The sequence below is a fragment of the Mesotoga sp. genome (assembly GCF_035363035.1).
GTDB lineage: Bacteria > Thermotogota > Thermotogae > Petrotogales > Kosmotogaceae > Mesotoga.
The window spans coordinates 1-16444 of record NZ_DAOSEH010000054.1; the positions used below are offsets into that span (position 1 = coordinate 1).

Annotated in this window: 17 protein-coding genes; 4 read left to right on the top strand and 13 right to left on the bottom strand. The window is 51.0% G+C overall.

Features of this window, described 5'->3' with window-relative positions; genetic code table 11:
• Positions 1 to 383 (top strand): glycosyl hydrolase-related protein (locus PKX57_RS08420; RefSeq protein ID WP_472416777.1); only part of this gene is annotated, 383 nt, incomplete at its 5' end.
• Here PKX57_RS08420 and PKX57_RS08425 read toward each other — a convergent pair.
• The 13 genes from PKX57_RS08425 to PKX57_RS08485 form a co-directional block, all read right to left on the bottom strand.
• On the bottom strand, positions 367 to 846 hold the full coding sequence (locus tag PKX57_RS08425; RefSeq protein ID WP_213922513.1) for a hypothetical protein: 480 nt from the start codon (positions 844 to 846) through the stop codon (positions 367 to 369). The two genes, PKX57_RS08420 and PKX57_RS08425, sit on opposite strands and share 17 nt — an antisense overlap.
• Before the next feature lie 43 nt (positions 847 to 889).
• Positions 890 to 2065 (bottom strand): MFS transporter, encoded by a 1176-nt coding sequence (locus PKX57_RS08430; RefSeq protein WP_213921852.1) that lies wholly within the window; start codon positions 2063 to 2065, stop codon positions 890 to 892.
• 1 nt (position 2066) lies between these two features.
• Entirely contained in the window at positions 2067 to 3050 is a 984-nt protein-coding gene (locus tag PKX57_RS08435; RefSeq protein ID WP_214048742.1) for an ADP-ribosylglycohydrolase family protein, read from the bottom strand.
• A 17-nt stretch (positions 3051 to 3067) separates the two neighbouring features.
• Positions 3068 to 4036, bottom strand: a complete 969-nt coding sequence (locus PKX57_RS08440; RefSeq protein WP_472416780.1) for a diacylglycerol kinase family protein — start codon at positions 4034 to 4036, stop codon at positions 3068 to 3070.
• A gap of 13 nt (positions 4037 to 4049) precedes the next feature.
• On the bottom strand, positions 4050 to 4823 hold the full coding sequence (locus tag PKX57_RS08445; RefSeq protein WP_213919634.1) for a TIM barrel protein: 774 nt from the start codon (positions 4821 to 4823) through the stop codon (positions 4050 to 4052).
• On the bottom strand, positions 4820 to 6055 hold the full coding sequence (locus PKX57_RS08450; protein WP_213919635.1) for an extracellular solute-binding protein: 1236 nt from the start codon (positions 6053 to 6055) through the stop codon (positions 4820 to 4822). Before PKX57_RS08450 ends, PKX57_RS08445 begins: the two co-directional genes overlap by 4 nt.
• A 14-nt stretch (positions 6056 to 6069) precedes the next feature.
• Complete coding sequence (locus PKX57_RS08455; protein ID WP_213919636.1) at positions 6070 to 6909, bottom strand: ABC transporter permease subunit; 840 nt, start codon at positions 6907 to 6909, stop codon at positions 6070 to 6072.
• Positions 6906 to 7805, bottom strand: coding sequence for an ABC transporter permease subunit (locus PKX57_RS08460; RefSeq protein WP_213919637.1), 900 nt, complete (start codon positions 7803 to 7805; stop codon positions 6906 to 6908). Before PKX57_RS08460 ends, PKX57_RS08455 begins: the two co-directional genes overlap by 4 nt.
• A 5-nt stretch (positions 7806 to 7810) precedes the next feature.
• A complete protein-coding gene (locus tag PKX57_RS08465) occupies positions 7811 to 8770 on the bottom strand; it encodes a zinc-dependent alcohol dehydrogenase (RefSeq protein WP_470745164.1) in 960 nt (319 codons plus the stop codon).
• Positions 8767 to 9738, bottom strand: coding sequence for a sugar-binding domain-containing protein (locus tag PKX57_RS08470; RefSeq protein ID WP_213919639.1), 972 nt, complete (start codon positions 9736 to 9738; stop codon positions 8767 to 8769). Before PKX57_RS08470 ends, PKX57_RS08465 begins: the two co-directional genes overlap by 4 nt.
• Entirely contained in the window at positions 9735 to 10463 is a 729-nt protein-coding gene (locus PKX57_RS08475) for a hypothetical protein (RefSeq protein WP_214047389.1), read from the bottom strand. Before PKX57_RS08475 ends, PKX57_RS08470 begins: the two co-directional genes overlap by 4 nt.
• A gap of 164 nt (positions 10464 to 10627) precedes the next feature.
• Positions 10628 to 11869: a C13 family peptidase gene (locus PKX57_RS08480; protein ID WP_472416782.1), complete on the bottom strand. Its 1242-nt coding sequence runs from the start codon at positions 11867 to 11869 to the stop codon at positions 10628 to 10630.
• A gap of 260 nt (positions 11870 to 12129) precedes the next feature.
• Entirely contained in the window at positions 12130 to 13017 is an 888-nt protein-coding gene (locus tag PKX57_RS08485; protein ID WP_470745162.1) for an RHS repeat domain-containing protein, read from the bottom strand.
• An 87-nt stretch (positions 13018 to 13104) separates the two neighbouring features.
• On the opposite strand from PKX57_RS08485, the gene PKX57_RS08490 reads away from it, so the two are divergent.
• From PKX57_RS08490 to PKX57_RS08500, 3 genes are all read left to right on the top strand, one after another.
• Positions 13105 to 14013 (top strand): GNAT family N-acetyltransferase, encoded by a 909-nt coding sequence (locus PKX57_RS08490; RefSeq protein WP_214075209.1) that lies wholly within the window; start codon positions 13105 to 13107, stop codon positions 14011 to 14013.
• Positions 14014 to 14154: 141 nt separating this feature from the next.
• Complete coding sequence (locus PKX57_RS08495) at positions 14155 to 14790, top strand: corrinoid protein (protein WP_472416785.1); 636 nt, start codon at positions 14155 to 14157, stop codon at positions 14788 to 14790.
• A 201-nt stretch (positions 14791 to 14991) separates the two neighbouring features.
• A partial coding sequence (locus PKX57_RS08500; protein ID WP_472416787.1) for a PAS domain S-box protein occupies positions 14992 to 16444 on the top strand: 1453 nt, incomplete at its 3' end.

The following is a 16444-nucleotide window of genomic DNA, read 5'->3' on the forward strand; positions in this document are numbered from 1 at the left end:
GCAGACATGAATTCGTCTATTCCATATATCCGCACGGCGGGAGCGATCTGCTGGGAACCCTCATAGAGGGCGAGAGCATCAACAGAGACCTCCTGACCATCGAAGGAAGACTCAGGCTCGAAAGACCGTTCATCGAAATGGGTGCGCCGACCATCGGCATTATGGCCCTGAAACTGGCAGAAGAGGGAAGCGGGAAGGTCCTGAGGGTGGTCGAACTTCTGGGCGCCAGAGGAAGGGCTCACATAAGAACCGCTTTCAAGTTCAAACATGCCTGGCTCTGCAACCTGCTCGAGGAGAGGATCGAACCTCTCACGACCGACGGGGAAAACGTCGCCCTAGATTATGAACCGTTCGGGATATACACCATTATGTTCGAGGAGTGAAGGTGAAGATAGACATGTGTCTCTTCAAGTAGTCGAGGATTGACTCCAGATCCTCGATTTCGACGGTGTTTTCGCCGTCCCTTTCGCGATGAAAGGCGAACCTTGGATCCATATGGACGATGACTCTATCGCGGCGATTCTTGAGTTTTACGATTCTTTCGACGAGGAGAGTTTCCTCTCTTTCGAAGCCGTCGAGAAGATCGTAAAGCTCTTTTCTGAAAGGTCTGGGGCAGCTCTGGCGAACGAATTCCCGGAAGCTTTTGATCGTGAATCCGCTGTTTCTCACAAGCTTGGAAGCTCTTATTATAGCGCTCTCAAAGAGAGAATCCCTCAAAACCTGATCCTCGACCTTTTTCAAGAGCTCTATCTGGTGCGCGAGAGTCTTCACTTCCCTCTCCAGTACGGCTAACCTCGCCAGATAACCTTCTCTCCTGTCGATTTTGATTAAAGACAGTATATCCATATACAGGTTTATTCACCTGCGGCCAGCCGGAAGAGATGGAGGTTCATAACCCGGCTCCGGTAACGGACGGTGAGATCCTGACTGCAGACAGGGCCGAAAGTATAAAGCCCGTCGTACAGACCAGTATCATCCCTCGGTATCCCCAGATGGATATCAAGCCTCCCATGATAGCGACGGAAACAGCCTGTGAAAGTATCATGAAAATACTGTTGACGCCGAACGCGATCCCTATTTCGTGCGGCTCTACGAGTTTTGTCAGGGTCGCCGAACTCAACGAGTAATAGAAGCCAAGGCCGAGCGAGAAGAGAAGAAAGACGATTACACCGGCATAACCGGCGTCAGTTCCCCTTATCAATTTCTCGTAAAGGGCCGAGTAGAGGCAACCGATCGAAGCGATAACCGATATTGAAACTACCAGCAAACGTTTCTCTCCAAAAGCCTTTGCAGTAACGGCCGTGAAAAAGGAAGTAACTCCCGATAAAAGCGTCGAAGCGCCGAACCATGCAGCGGCCGTTGAGAGAGACATAGAAGCCTCTGAAGAGAGGAAGGATGTTATGAAAGGGAAGAGACCGCCGATGGAAAACCACGCGAAGAACTGCATAGAAAAGAAGAAAAAGAGCGCCGGTTTCGAAATGGTTTCGACAACCGATCTCAGACTTATCTTTTCGACAGGACCGGACCGCTTGAAATACTCGCGGCGTGGCGCAGAAAGCAAAGGAAAGATGAAGGGCAACAATACACCGGCAGAAAGGGCGAATAGAGTTACGTCGGTGCCCGTATCGTATAATCGGTTTATCACTAGCGAGGCCGCAAAACCCGAAACGTTCACCACGCCCATCACCGCTCCGAAGCCACGGTTAGCCCCGGAGGCTCCGGCCCGGTCGGCCACCAGCGATGAATACGGCCCCAGAAAACTGTACGCGCAAAAGGCCAGTATGATTCCTCCAAAGGCTGAAGCGACGGAGTTGTTGACTATCAGCAGAAGGGTGCCGGAAAAAGAGAGCACGACCAGCCCGCCTATGAAGGGGAGCCTCTTTCCGATGTAGTCGCTCCACAACCCTATCAACGGGCCGGCAGCGGCCGCAAGCAACATGCCCGCAGAGACTATGAAGCCTGAAACGGCCGGCGTAAAGCTCTCTTTTAGCAATGGTATGAGGAGCATATTGACTATGCTGAATACAAATCCTATCGTCACGCTTCCCAGTATCACGCCGTACATCTCACACGCTCTTCCTTCTCTTTTCGATCATCTCCGCGATTTCTGAGAGATCCAGTCGATTGACGTTGAGCACCTCTTCGACTATTTCCTCAGGTATGTTATGATCCCCCGAGTGAAGCGCCGACAAAAGACCTGCGAGGGCCGCGATCGTATCGGTGTCGCCGCCAACCGAAGCGCCCATTCTTATTGAAAGCCAGACATCTCCCTTCGCTACGGAAAAAACCGCCAGAGCGGCCGGCACCACTTCGTTGGCCGGCAGTCCCGTTCCGTTCAGGTAGTATATCGTGTCGAGGATCTCGTCGATCTCACTCTTATCGGCGAGCAGTTCGATCAAGAACTTGATCTTCCAGGCCGACGAAGCGCCCACGTAATTGGGAGTGTCGAGGTCGTTTGTGCAGGAGGCGCCTTCCAGAGAGGCTTTCAGAATCTCCTCGACGCCCGCGCCCCCGGCCGCCGCATCGACGGCAAAGCCCATCGCGAGTGCGGCCTCGACCGCGAGATTGGTGTTGTGGGTGGGAAGAGAGCAGTTGTATATGTCCCTTGCCAGCTTTTCCGGCGAATCGTTTTTACTGCACAGAGCAGCAGCTGGCGCTCTCATCGCCGCCCCGCAGGTCGTTCCGCCTCTCCCGGTCTTGCGAGGATCTTCGCCGCTTTCTATCGCTTTCAAGGCCTTCAAAGAGCTTGGACCTATGTAGCCCCTGGAGTCGGCCGCGGTCTCTCTGACCCAGCATATGAGGGCGTTAGCCGTGCCTTCGACCGTTATCTCTCCGCTTTTGCAGTAGACGTCGATGAGATAGAGGTTCTGTTCTGTGTCGTCGGTGATCGATCCCTTCCTGAGGTTTGGATGGATGGGGGAAACCACCGGATCGAGAAGCTCCGAAACGAGTCCGAACCTGCGTACAGTGTCTCTCGTCATAAACTCCGTGGGCATGCCCATGGCGTCGCCGACGGCCAGGGCCTGAAGAGCCTTAAGATATTTGTTCAACTGGCTAATTCTCCTTTCTAATCGAGGGTTGGTCTTACGCTTTTCACAGCTCCTTTGAGGCATCTGACAGAGACCGTTTCGTTGATTTTGTAGCAAACATTGCCATCGGCAATCAAATAAGAAGACAGACCGTCGATTTCAATCAAATCGTTTTCGTCGAAAAGTATATGTTGAATGCAAACGGCGCTATCTGGACCTTCCAGTTGCGAGTCGATCACGATAGTATCCATAACCGAAACGGCCGCTCCGGACGAAAAATAAGGTGCCCAGCATAAAGCGCCGGTTACGGCCTTCCCCGCGTAAAACTCCTTTTTGAACAGGGGAGATACGACTATCTGCGATACTTTGAAAGGTGGTGGTGGAACGGGGCGGCCGTTCTTGAGGATCCTGAAATTCTCTGTGGCTATACTTTCCGATGGTCTGATCTCTATCTTCGAGAGATCTCTGATGAAATCGGCCGCACTCAGGTTGACCATTTTCCCGTCAATGGTTCCGAGAAATGTGTCGCCCACGACGATATCGTTGAAAGCGTAGCAGTTTTTTTCCCGGCTGCCTTTCGCAATCAGCGCCGTAATGCTTTCGATGCGCAGGTTTTCGGGACTGAACTTCCTCAACCGATCGATATCGTACCCGATCAGTGGGCCAACGTTTGCGGTGCCTCCGGCTATGCCCATGAGGGGAGTCTGCAATCCATTTTCGATTAGAAAAGAGGCGATGTGGGCGAGAAAACCATCCCCGCCCACACCGATCACGAGATCCGTGTTCCTTTCAAAGAAACCGGTGAGGTATGCTTCGAGAGTCTCTACGAAAGATACCCTGGAAGTTCGCACCACACTAATGTCGGCCTTCTTCAGCAGAATTTCGCCGAAATCGATTTCGCCGGTGAACAGAGTGTGACCTTCGAACCTGTCCAGAATCTCGCCAGCTATCGCAGCGAATCTATCGCTTTTTCCGGCGCCGGGATTGAACAGTACCGAGACTCTCAACAATCTGCCTCCTTCAAAGAAAGATATCCAGAGATTTTCTGGCCAGCCTCAGCTTCGCTTCCACATCCTCCTGATAGTGACGGTAAGCCGGTTCAAGGACGTAGATACCGCTGTAATCTATCTCCTTGAGGGCCGAGAGTATGGCTTTCCAGTCGCCCTCGCCCTGCCCCGCCGGAATGTGTTTTTGATCACCGGCGTGGTCGCTCAGATGAAGATGGATAGGCCTTGCCAGCCTTATGAAATACGCCGGATCAATTCCCGCCTCCCAAGATTCGGTTGTATCTACCATCGGAAAAGCGTTGACGTGATTTATCTTTTCCAACGATTCAAGAAGACCTTGCGGCGTGTCACCGAGCGTGCTGGGGTTGTTTTCGACTGCCAGCCTTGCCCCGGCAAGCTTGAGCTTATCGGCCAGAGTTCTCAAAACTTCGATTACAGGTTCCTCGAAAAGACGAGCCTTGATCGCGTCCATCTTCGGTAAAGCGTGAACCACAACTACCTCGCTTTTCATAATCTCCGCCGATCTGGCCATCTCTTCGGCCATGATCCGGGCCTCTTTCATCATTCCCGGATATGGGTTGTAGAGAACGGAGAAAAAGACGAGCGGGAAATGGATGGAGCTGACCCATATTCCCGTTTTGGCAGTTTCTTTCGCGAATTCCGGTTTCGTCTCTTCCATGCATTGAGGCATCAGTTCGGCTTCACCGTAACCTGTCTTCCCGAGTAGAAAGAGCGCCTCAAGGCTCGGCCTGGGATAAAGTGCGGCAGTCGAGAACGAGATCCTCATTCCAGATTTGCCTCGATCTCTGCCTTGAGATCACTGGTTAAAGTTTTCATAGCGTCATCCGGGCTGGAAACGCCTCTCTCGATTTTTTCTAACGTTTCGGAAATCATGGTGTCCATTGTTCCCATCTCGTTGAAGTGCCAGTACGAGTAAGCGAACGTGAGCTGTTCGAAGGCCACTCGCCACATCGGTGTGCTTTCCATGAATTGCTGAGTTTCAGGTAATTCGAGCGCTGATTTTCTCGTTGGAAGGTAGCCGGTTTCCATGGCGAATTTGGCTACGTTCTCGGGTGTGGTCAACCATTTGATGAGTCTGTAGGTCGCTTCGTCTTCTTTCGCATTCTTCGGGAAGAGAACGGCAACAGCGCCGCCTATGGGGACGGCCCTAACGGCTCCCGCCGGCAGGAATGTGGCTCCGAATTCGAAACTCGTCGTACCCAGCCATCTGCCTATTCTGTTGGAACTGCCCAGGTAGAAACCGAGGGTACCTCCCAGAAACATCTTTTCTGCCAGAGAGTGCTGACCGACGGGCATCGCCTTTTCGTCTATCAACATTTTCCAGAACTGGGCCGTTTCTATACCGCGCGCGTTGTCGAAGAGCGGAGTCATCGTGGCCACATCGATAATGTCGTTTTCGTTCTGAAGCAATAAGGCTTTGAATATCCACGGGGCGTCGGCCATGTCGACTCCCCAGATGTCCGGTACGCCGTCTCCGTTAGTATCTTTGGTTATAGCCTTCGCGGCCGTCAGGAGCTCTTCCCAGTTCTGCGGAGGGTTTTCGGGGTCCAGACCCGAGGCTTTCATTAGGTCCTTGTTGTAATAGAAGATCGGAGTGCTTATGTTGAAAGGAATCGCGCAGACCTTGCCCTGGTACTTGGAGTAGTCCCACATGGCGGGGTAAAAATCGTCCATATCGAATTCGGGGTCGGCCAGGATGTAGTCGAGCAGAACGTAATTATCCTGTGCGCCGGTGAAGATCGGTCCGGCCGGGATGATACCTCCGTTGGGCAGCGCCTTCGCTGCGAGGGCCGCCGTTATCTTCTGTGCGGTATCGGCGTAGCTTCCCGAGTAAACTGTCTTGACTGTGATATCGCTCTGGCTGGCATTGAAAGCATCGACAATGGATTTGATCGATTCTCCCGATACGCCGCTCAGGGCGTACCAGAAAGTGATCTCGGTAACGGCGAGCGATATAGCCGCAACCGAGATAACGATTAAAAGCAGTACTTTTTTCACTATGAACACCCCCTTCAGGATTTGAGTCCTGTCATCGTGATCGATTTTATGAATTGCTTTTCAGAGAACATATAAACCAGTAGAACCGGAACTATGGCCATAACCGATGCGGCCATCATTAGTTGATACTCGCTGCTGCCCTCGGTCATCAAGTATCTCAGCCCGATTGGGAGAGTTCGCATTTCAGTAGTGTTGATAACTATCAGCGGCCAGAGATACTCGGTCCAGTGACCGAGAAACGTGAAGAGAGCGATCGTGGATATTGCCGGCTTCGTGTTCGGCAGAATAACGTGGGAAAGGATCCCGAAATAGCCGCACCCGTCTATTCTGGCCGCATCTTGCAGATCGACCGGAACGGTTATGAAAAACTGCACCAGAAAGATTATCGAAAAACCGTTGAAGAGGAACGGGACTATCAGGCCCTGGTATGTGTCTATCCATTTAAGGCTGCTGATTATCAGAAAGGTCGGTATCATCGTTACGACGAAGGGCATCAGCATGGTAACAACCACGAACATGAAGATGAGATTCTTGAAGGGAAACCTTAGCCTTGCCAGCGAGTAGGCGGCCAGTATAGAAACGATAATCTGTCCAAGGGTGGAAAGCGATGTCACCAGTATGCTGTTGAAATAATACCGGCCGAAGGGAACCATCTCGAAGACTTTCGCGAAATTGTCCAGGCTCCAGGAACTGGGGAACCATCTTGGAGGATAAGAATAGACATCGGCTTTTGTCTTGAAGGCCGACAGGACCATCCAGAAGAGCGGGAAAAGCATCGCGAAGAGTCCTACCAGCAGCAGTATGAAAGCCACTCTGTTTCTTACGCGTTCGCCTTTCAGGCCTTTCTTTGTCATTCGTAGATCACCTTCTTGCTGCCGGCTTTTCTCTGTACCCAGGTGAGCGAGAGGATCATCAGGAACAGAACCACCGCAGCCGCCGAGGCCCTGCCTATCCTGTAATTCTGGAAGGCCTGCTGATAAATGTAGAAGACCATCACGCCGGTGCTGTATAGAGGTCCGCCGGTCGGTGTCATCACCGAAACCGGAGTGAATATTTTGAAGGAGTTTATTATACCCATGAGTATAACGAAATAAATCACCGGCGAGAGTAAGGGAAGGGTGATTCTGAAAAAAATCTTCCTATCGCTGGCACCATCGATTTTGGCAGCCTCGGCGTAAGTTTCGGGGATCGCCTGAAGGCCTGCCAGGAATATTACTATATCGTAGCCCAGACCTTTCCACAGGGCGAAAAAGATGACCGAAGGCATAGCCCACTCGGGATCGTACAGCCAGCGGATCGGTTTGACTCCGAAGAGTCCGAGTATCTGGTTAAGCGGTCCGAGCGATGGGTCGTAAATCCAAATCCATATGAGAGAGGCCGCCACCATTGGGAGAACAACCGGAGCGAAGTATGAGGCTCTCAGAAACCTGCGGGCGAAGACCTTCCTGTCGAGAAGCGTGGCGATGAAAAGCGACACGACCAGATCGAGAGGAATCTTTACCGCTGCAAAATAAAGGGTGTTCAGAATGGATTTCAGGAACTTCTCGTCTTTGAATATGTACTGGTAATTGGAGAATCCGATGAATTTTTTGGTTGCCCTGAGCAGATCCCAGTTGGTGAAGCTGAGGTATATGACATTCACCAGAGGTATAACGACGAAGACGGTGGCGAGAAAAAGCGCCGGCGCCAGACAAATGAAGGCGACCGCAACCTCCCTGGGGTTGTACCTTTGGCGGATCTTCTTTGGCATTTTTCTCACATCCCGAAAATGATTTTCATCGCTCTACCCCTGTTCAATAGCTCGAAAGCTTCGCGCGCATTTCTCATGTCGAACCTGTGGGTTATAAGTTTGCCGAAAAGGTCGCGGTTTGCATAAAGATTACCGACGGCCCTCTCGAAGTGTCTGAACCCAAAACCGAAGCTGCCGGTTATACTCACTTCCCTGTAATGAACGGCGTACGGATCGACGTTGATAGTTAAATCCTTTGGATATCCGCTGAAGAGCAGGAGAGAACCTCCGTCTGCGACCAGCTGGGTGTATTCCCCGACTAGCTCCGGGATGTTGACGGCCAGGACTACGGAGTCGAAAAAACCACCGGGTCGCTCTGCACTCCCCTCTATACCGGCGCGACGGATATACTCCAGTCTCCACTCGGATTTCTCTACGATGCGGGTCTCGCAACCCTCCGATAGACCCACAAGAGCCAGGAGCATACCCATAGGACCTCCACCGACGATAAGGAGTTTTTCCGGTTTTCTGCCGAGCTTTTCGAAACCGTTGTAGACACAGGCCAGCGGTTCGGCCAGAGAGTACAGGGGATCGTCCTCGGCTTTGAAGAGGCCCTTCAGAGCGTGTTCTTCGCTCATCGATATGTATTCGCTGAAGCATCCCGTCTCAACGTAAGTCTTGGACTTGCACAGTTCCGGAACACCTCTTTTGCACGAATCACACTTGCCGCACTCCAGATAAGGCGCAACCGCAACGATGTCTCCGACCTTCAAAACGCCGCGGTAATTGTTTATCGCATCGATTCTTCCGTAGCATTCATGACCGAGTATGGTCGGAGGTTTGAACATGGGGTGACCCTTTAGGTAAGTCTTGAGATCGGTACCGCATATTCCTGCTCCGAGAACCCTTATGACTATGTCCCCAGCGGGTTTTTCAATTTCCCTTAATTCGAGTTTTCCGGGTCCCAGATAAAATAGCGCCTTCATCGATCATCCTCCAGAGTTTTCAGAATATGGCTGGCCGTTTTCTCATCGGTGATGAGAGTGTTGAAATAACATGCGCGCGCCGCCGCAATTATCCCTTCTACCTTTTCTACCCCTCCGGAAAGACACACCACGTTTTCCACTTCTCTTAGTTTACCGATCGGTATTCCGACGAGGTTGTCTTCCATTCCGGATATGCAGATCTCGCCGTCGCTTTTGAAAAACTGTCCCAGAATATCGCCGACGGCCCCCTGTTCGCGGAGTATCGCCACTATTGAAGGCTCAATCTCCGCGCTGAGAGTTCCTTTCGGACCGCCGAGACCTATGATTGCCAGATCAAGTTTCGACCAGTAATCACCCACGGAATCGAAAGGGTACGAGAGTATGGTAGAATGGTAGAACTCTCCGGCACTGGCGAAAGCCGGTATATTCAGAAAGACCCTTTCAGCACCGAACTTCTCGGCCAGCCTGTCCACCATGCTGTTGACCTGGTAGAAAGGAACAGTCTGCCCTATAGCGCCGGTCAACGGAACGAAAACTATATCGCTTCCCCTGGAAAAGTGGTCCATAGTTATTATCGTTCTGTACAGGGTTCTGCCCCACCCTACCCCTACGGTTTTGGAATGCAATATTATCGGGGGTAAATACGAGCTGGCCTTCGCCGCAATAGATTCGAAGATCTTCTCCTGGTCGTCGTTTTTGGACCTCTCCAGGGGCGCCACTACGACGTCCTTGAGCCCCAGAAGCGACTTGATTCTCGCCGAGATCTCCTCGCTCTCCCCTGTGTAAGGATCGTTCACGTTTATCTCCACCATACCGGTCTCCCGGGCGCGTTTCAGGTACCTCGAGATCTGTGGCCTCGACAGGCCGATCCTCTTGGCTATCTGAGCCTGACTTAGATCGTTTTGATAATACATCCTGGCTATCCTGTACATCAGGAGATCGTCTATCGATTTCGGGATAGCTTTCACCCCCTGATAATTCCGTCGAGCTCGGCTATCAGTTTCACGGGGTCCTCGCTCTGGAAAATGTTCCTTCCAAACGCGAAGCCTTTTACGCCGCAATTGACGGCGTTTCTGGCCATTGTTAGTACATCGAGGTTTCTGGGTCCTCCGGCCAGTATTACCGGCACCGGACAGCCCTGAACCACCACGGAGAAATCTTCCGTATAGAAGACCTTCAAAACATCTGCGCCGAGTTCGGCGGCTATTCTCGCTCCAGTCTTGACCAGATCGGGGTCACTGGTCTTATTGAAGTCTTCGGCCAGTACCTCCACGACCACGGGGATCGATAGCGAGTGATATTCGTCTATCGCGCGGGCGACGTTCTCCATCGAGTCGTAGTCGCGACCTCCGAGAACGAGCATAAGTATCGCCGCATCGGCCCCGAGATCGAGAAGGGATTCGGCAGAGACGACCGCAGGATGGAAAGTCTTGTAGTCGGAGAACTTGCTGCCGCCGATCGACGATCTCACGATCAACTTCTTGCCCGACACGGTCCTGGCATTCAAAAGTCTTGTTATGCCGGGGTTTACGATGAATCCATCAGCTCTGGACATCGAGAGTCTCTCGATGAGTTCAGCCGGTTTATCTATCCCTTCGACGGGTCCAAAGAACTGCGGATGATCTAGTGCGACAACAAAGAGGTGCCCTCCGTTAGAAAATAGGCTTGCAACATTTCTCTCGAGTCCGGTCAAGTCGATCACGTCCTTATGAAAAATATACGCACATTTGTGCATAATAAATGTTCATTATTATTATATCAAAAACGATATGGGTAAATCAATCAAATCAAAAGGCTTTCTCAACGATTAACTCATGGAGAAAAAGCGGGCCCACAGCGGGGCCCGCTCGATTTGAATTACCAGTCTCTATAAACCTTCGGATCCTGTATAAACCCGGCTATGGTTCTTTCGGTGAGTGTTAGCGAAGTGGTCTGGGGAGTCGCTCCTTTTATGGCCGTGAAGCACTTGTAGAGGAGGGCCGCGATGTCGGAAGTGGAGTATGTCGTGGCGTAGGTCTGAACCTCTGGCCAGTGTGCGTCGCTAGTGAAGTACGCCATTTTCTGGAGGAAGTCTCCCGACCACTCCACGTAAACGTCGGAAGGGTTGAAGTCGGCGAGCACGCCGCCAACATGATCCCAGTCGGGATAAGCACTCTTGGACGAACTCGTTGTGGTGATGGCTATCTCGATGTTGGCCGGCATCACACCGCCGGATTTAAGTCCATCGAGCCAGCTTCCGGCGTGGCAGGATTCGATGATCAGACAGAAAGTCGTGTTGGCATGTTCCTGTATATAGCTTCTGAGTTGAGAGGCATAGAAAGTGGTTCCGCCGAGGTTCATCAGGTTGATGTTGCCGTGGGCTACGAAATAGAGAGTCATGTGGTTTATCTTTTCGTTCGTCAGGAGATCGTTCATTGCGTTTTGAACGGCCGTCCAGTTGGGTGCCGGTCCGCCGACTGTGTATTTCACGTCGCGCACTTTATCGGCTCCCATAAGAGTCTTGAAGGAAGTTGACACGAGATCTCTGGCATCCCTGGCTTCGGCGTAAAGGCTCTGGGATGGAGTAAGACCGCTGGTAATTACGGCTCCCTTACGGGTTATTCTGGCTATTATGATATCTATCCAGTCTGCAATTGGAAGATAAACGATTTTACTCTTATCCCAGATAGTGCCTGCTATATACTCTGAACGCGTGATTAAGGGAGTGGGCACTTCGTCGTTCACTTTGGGCATGCCTTCGATCTTCTGATCGAAAATTTTCTGCCCGTTTTTGCTGAATACCACCAATCTCCCAGGATGATCATAGAAAGCTCCCGGAGCCTCGTCAAGATAGAATAGCCATCCAGCCTGGTCCAGACCTTGTAGTTGGTACTGAAATTCCTGTCCGCCGTCGGCCTTTTCTGAAGTGACGACATCTCCGACACCGACCTCGGCCAGGCAGACTCCGACAAAGGGATCTTCCGGCTCTCCCTCGTTTTTTATCAGGTCAATGAACTTCTTTGTGGCGGCCGCGAAGGGATCTTTGGGAAAGCAGGCAGACAGTGCAAAAAAGACCGTTGCAAGAAGTATCGTTACAAGAATTGCCCGTTTCAGCCGCATAGTATCACCTTCCCCGAATGCGGAGCAGTGTATTGCCTACACGGAATTCTATGTAAATATGTCATCTTGACAGACAATTATACAATCATGAAGGTCTTGAAAGACACATAGTTATACACAGTGTAATCTCTCTGGAAAAGCTGTCAAAAGCCATTGTTCAAGAGGTGTTTTACGATCGAGAACCCGAGATTGCAGTACAGGTTATGGGTAAGGATGAACAAAAAAGAGGGCGTTTCCGCCCTCTTCTTGTTCAATCGTTATCAGTAATACTCGATTTCCCTGGTTTCTTCGCTTTCGACGGTTGCCAGTTCCTTCCAGTTTTCCTTCTCGAGATCCTGAATACTGTAAAGGAAATATACCGTCATGTGAGTGTAGTTGCCCGCCGCATCGTATTCGTACTCATAGACCGTAACTTCTTTATCGTCACTGAAGAAGCTATCGCTTATCTTCTTGAATACGTCTCCCCATTCGTTGTACTCGAACTGAGACGCAATAGGCTCCGGTTCAGTGCCGGGTTCGGCGAACATGTACATGTACTCGAGTTCTCTTATCTTGAGATTGTTGCTGTCGTATTCAAAAACCGTTTTCGATAGTACCATTCCCATCATGCTCATGGACTCTTCTATTAGGTTGCCTCTTTCATCGTAGGCCATGTTTACGGCGATCTGTATTTCCTGCCCTTCGCTCATTCCAGATATGATCTGGGCGACGAGTCTGCCGTTTTCGTCGTACTCCATGTTGATGGTGGACTTGTCTTCGCCTTCATCTGCAACGATAGAAATGATTTTACCGTCTTCGATAGTCAATTCCCCTATTATCTGTTCCTCGCCGTTTTCTCTTCCAGAGATCGCGGAAAGCTTTCCGAAAGCATCGTAGCCGTAAAGGATGGCATTTATCTCTTTTCCGTCCTTATCGTAAGAGATCTGAGAAACTATCTTTCCCGCTTCATCGAAAGAAATCACCTCGTACGCAGGCATCACTACATCTTCTCCGAGATCGACATCGCTTGGCGGGTAGACTGTCTTCATCGATTTCACCGGACCTTTTAGGGCGAAATCGGCCGTACTCAGGGGAATCATGAACTCCGACTGTGCGAACAAAACCATTGCCAACAGGATAATTGTGCTTACTGTGAGAAGTTTCTTCACTTCTTCACCTCCACTGAATGAGTTATTATTATCATACATGACCTTGATCAAAGATGTTATCCATAATCACTGTCTCGCGGGAGAAAGATGTATTATATCGATGAAGCGACGCCCCAGGAACTGAACGAAATAAGAACGAGAATGTACAAAGCCATACCGGAATCCAGCAACGGTAGATATTCGCCCGGGGAATTGAGGCCGGTCGATGAAGTTTACCGTGACTTTCTCAATGCCGGGGATAGCGTGGCCATCATGAGATGCCGGGGAACGATCGTAGGATACATTCATTTCGGCCGTAGAAGGGAAGAGACTTATTCGCCGGAAGAAACCGGACATATCTTCGACATCTTCGTCGAGGAGGCTCATAGAAAGAGAGGAATCGCCACGCAGCTCCTGGATCACGCCCTTTCCCGGATGTACTCTCAGGGATACGGGAAAGTATCCGGCAACACTTTTCGGGGCGGACCGGGCTGGGAGATCCTTCTAAAGAGAGGTTTCCGTCCAGTCACTGTTTGCCTCTCGATCGAAAGCCGATCTCCCGTCCGCGAGGAGTCTGGCGTATCTCTAGGTGTTCCGGCCGACCTTTTGATGTTCTCGGAAGGCCTAACGATTTCTCGCGCCGAGCTGGCGCAAGATCTTTCGATGAATCTCAGTGAACTTTATTATAGGCTCAACGCCGTCATTGAAAGAGGGGGGACCTTGCTTATCGATTCGCACGGTGGCAGTCCGGCGGGGTTTCTGGTTTACTCTGTTTTTGAGGACCTGATGACTTACGACTTTCTCGGCTACCTGGATTTCGTATTTGTAGTTCACCCCTTCAGAAGGCTGGGGGTGGCCGGGAGTCTCCTCTATGAATCTCTGCGCAGGCTGAAAGGGGTTCAGGCCAGGGAGATGTTTTTCGAATGCAACTGCGACGCATATTGTTATAAATGGGCCCTCTCGGTGGGCATGAAAGAGTTTTCCATATTGCTCGAGAAAGATCTGGATCGCCTTTGATGAAAGGTACTTACGGGAACTTTCCGAGGGGCGACAAAAAGAGTCTTTATCGATTAAAAGCGTTGTTGCGTAGCAATAACAGTCGATATAGATGATAGACTTTATGAAAGAGATAAATATACCCCCAGGGAGGTCGGAGAGATGGAGCTGCTCGAGAGAATCAAAAACGCCATAATCGAAACGATGCCGGTGATGGCGAAGCAGGCGACGCAGGAGGCTCTGGAAAGAGGTCTAAGCGCTAAGGATATACTGAATTCCTCATTGATTCCGGGCATGGACGAGGTAGGAAGACTGTTCAGGGAAGGGGAATACTTCGTACCGGAAGTTCTCGTCGCGGCTAAAGCCATGAACGCTTCGATGGACCTTATAGAACCGCTTCTGGTCGGTAGCGGGGTCAGGAAGGTGGGCAAGGTAGTGGCCGGGACCGTCGAGGGCGATTTGCACGATATCGGCAAGAATCTGGTTTGTATGATGCTCAAAGGGGCGGGATTTGAGATAATCGATCTCGGGGTCGACGTGAAACCGGAGAGTTTCGTAGAGGCTATCAAACGCGAAGAACCCGACATACTGGTAATATCAGCTCTGCTCACCACGACGATGCTCAACATGCCGAAGGTCATAAACGCTCTCAAAGAAGCCGGTGTGAGGGAAAAGGTCAAGGTGCTCATAGGAGGCGCCCCCGTGAGCCGCGATTATGCCGAGGAAATAGGTGCCGACGGATACTCCGAAGACAGCTCTTCGGCCGTAGAACTGGCCAGAAAGCTGGTAGCCGTCTGAATTTTTTGCCTTTGATGCAAATGTTCTATAATTATGGTACAAGCTATTTTTTATACATTTATGACCTATATAAGAACTACAGTTCCAGCCGGATCTCAACGACACTCCATAAATGGGGGAAAGTCATGTACATACGTATCTTTTCCATCTGGCCTGTGACCTCACCAGTATTATGTTGGACTGTCCGGATCGACCGATAGCATGGAGAAGAATTATTCCAGCCTTTATAACGCGCTCGTAGATCATCCCGATCTGCTGATATGCCGGTGGCTGCCCGATACTTCGCTCACGTTCGTCAACGATACTTACGCCCGCTTCTATGGATACGAGAAAAGCGAAATGATAGGCAAGAAGTGGCTCGAGATAACGAAGGTCGACATCCAGGAGGATTTAAGATTTTCGATAAACAGGGCAGAGGCGCTTAGGAACAGTATGGTTCGCGAAGATCCGGCGATCGACCCGAAGGGAAAGGAACGCTGGGTCCGATGGTACAATAGGCCGATCATAGACGATTCTGGCGCAGTGGTGGAGTTCCAGTCGATCGGAATAGATATCACCGATCAGAGGCAGATCACCCAGAAATTGTTAGAATCCGAGCGTGAAATGTCGCTCGTTCTGGACAACATCGAGGAACTGGTTGCCTATCACAGACGCGACCTGAGCCTTGTGTGGATGAACAGGGCCTACGCAAGATTTTGCGATAGCTCGCAGAGAGATCTTACGGGAAGGTTTTGTCATGAGATCTGGTATGGGTCGAAACAGCCCTGTGAAAACTGCCCGGTTGCTCTGGCCGTGAGGGAGCGAAAAAATGTAACGGGCGAAATCGTCAGCGGTGAAAGAGTCTGGCATATAAAGGCCTACCCGGTTTTCGGTCAAGACGGCGAACTTCTGGGAGTGGTCGACTTTTCATATGAAGTCACCGAAGAGAGGAAACTCTCCGAAGAACTCATCAGGAGTGAGGAGCGTTTCAAAAGACTCGTTAATTCGACCGACGATATAATCTTCGAGCTCGATAAAGAGGGGAGACACACCGCAATTCATGGCCGCTGGCTCGAGAAAATGGGATTCGCAGAAGAGTTCTTCCTTGGAAGATCGGCCGGAGACATCTTCTCGGCTGAGGATGCGCTGGTTCACGAGCAGAACAACACTATCGCTCTCGGAGGCGAATCGACGAAATACGAATGGTCTACCGAAGTAGATGGAATACATATCTTCTACAATACTTCTCTCTCGCCTATCTTCGACCAGGAAGGGAACGTGATGGGAATAGTTGGCATCGGGAGAGATATAACCGATATAAAAAGGACCGACGAGGCTCTCAGGAGAAGCTGGGATCAGTTGATACTGACCATGTCGCGAATGCTAAGGATAAAAGATCCGTACACGGCCTGTCACCAGGAGAGGGTCAAAGAGATAGCGGTGGTGATTTCGGAAGAGATGGGACTCTCTCTCAAGAGCCGGGAAACCGTGAGGATATCTTCACTCCTTCACGACATAGGGAAGCTGGCGATACCGGCCGATATACTCAACAAGCCGGGAAAGCTGAACGAAATAGAGTGGGGACTCATCAAGCAACACCCCGAACAAGGCTTCGAATTACTCAAGGATATAGATTTCGGAATGCCCGTCGCAGAAGTGGTTCGTCAGCACCACG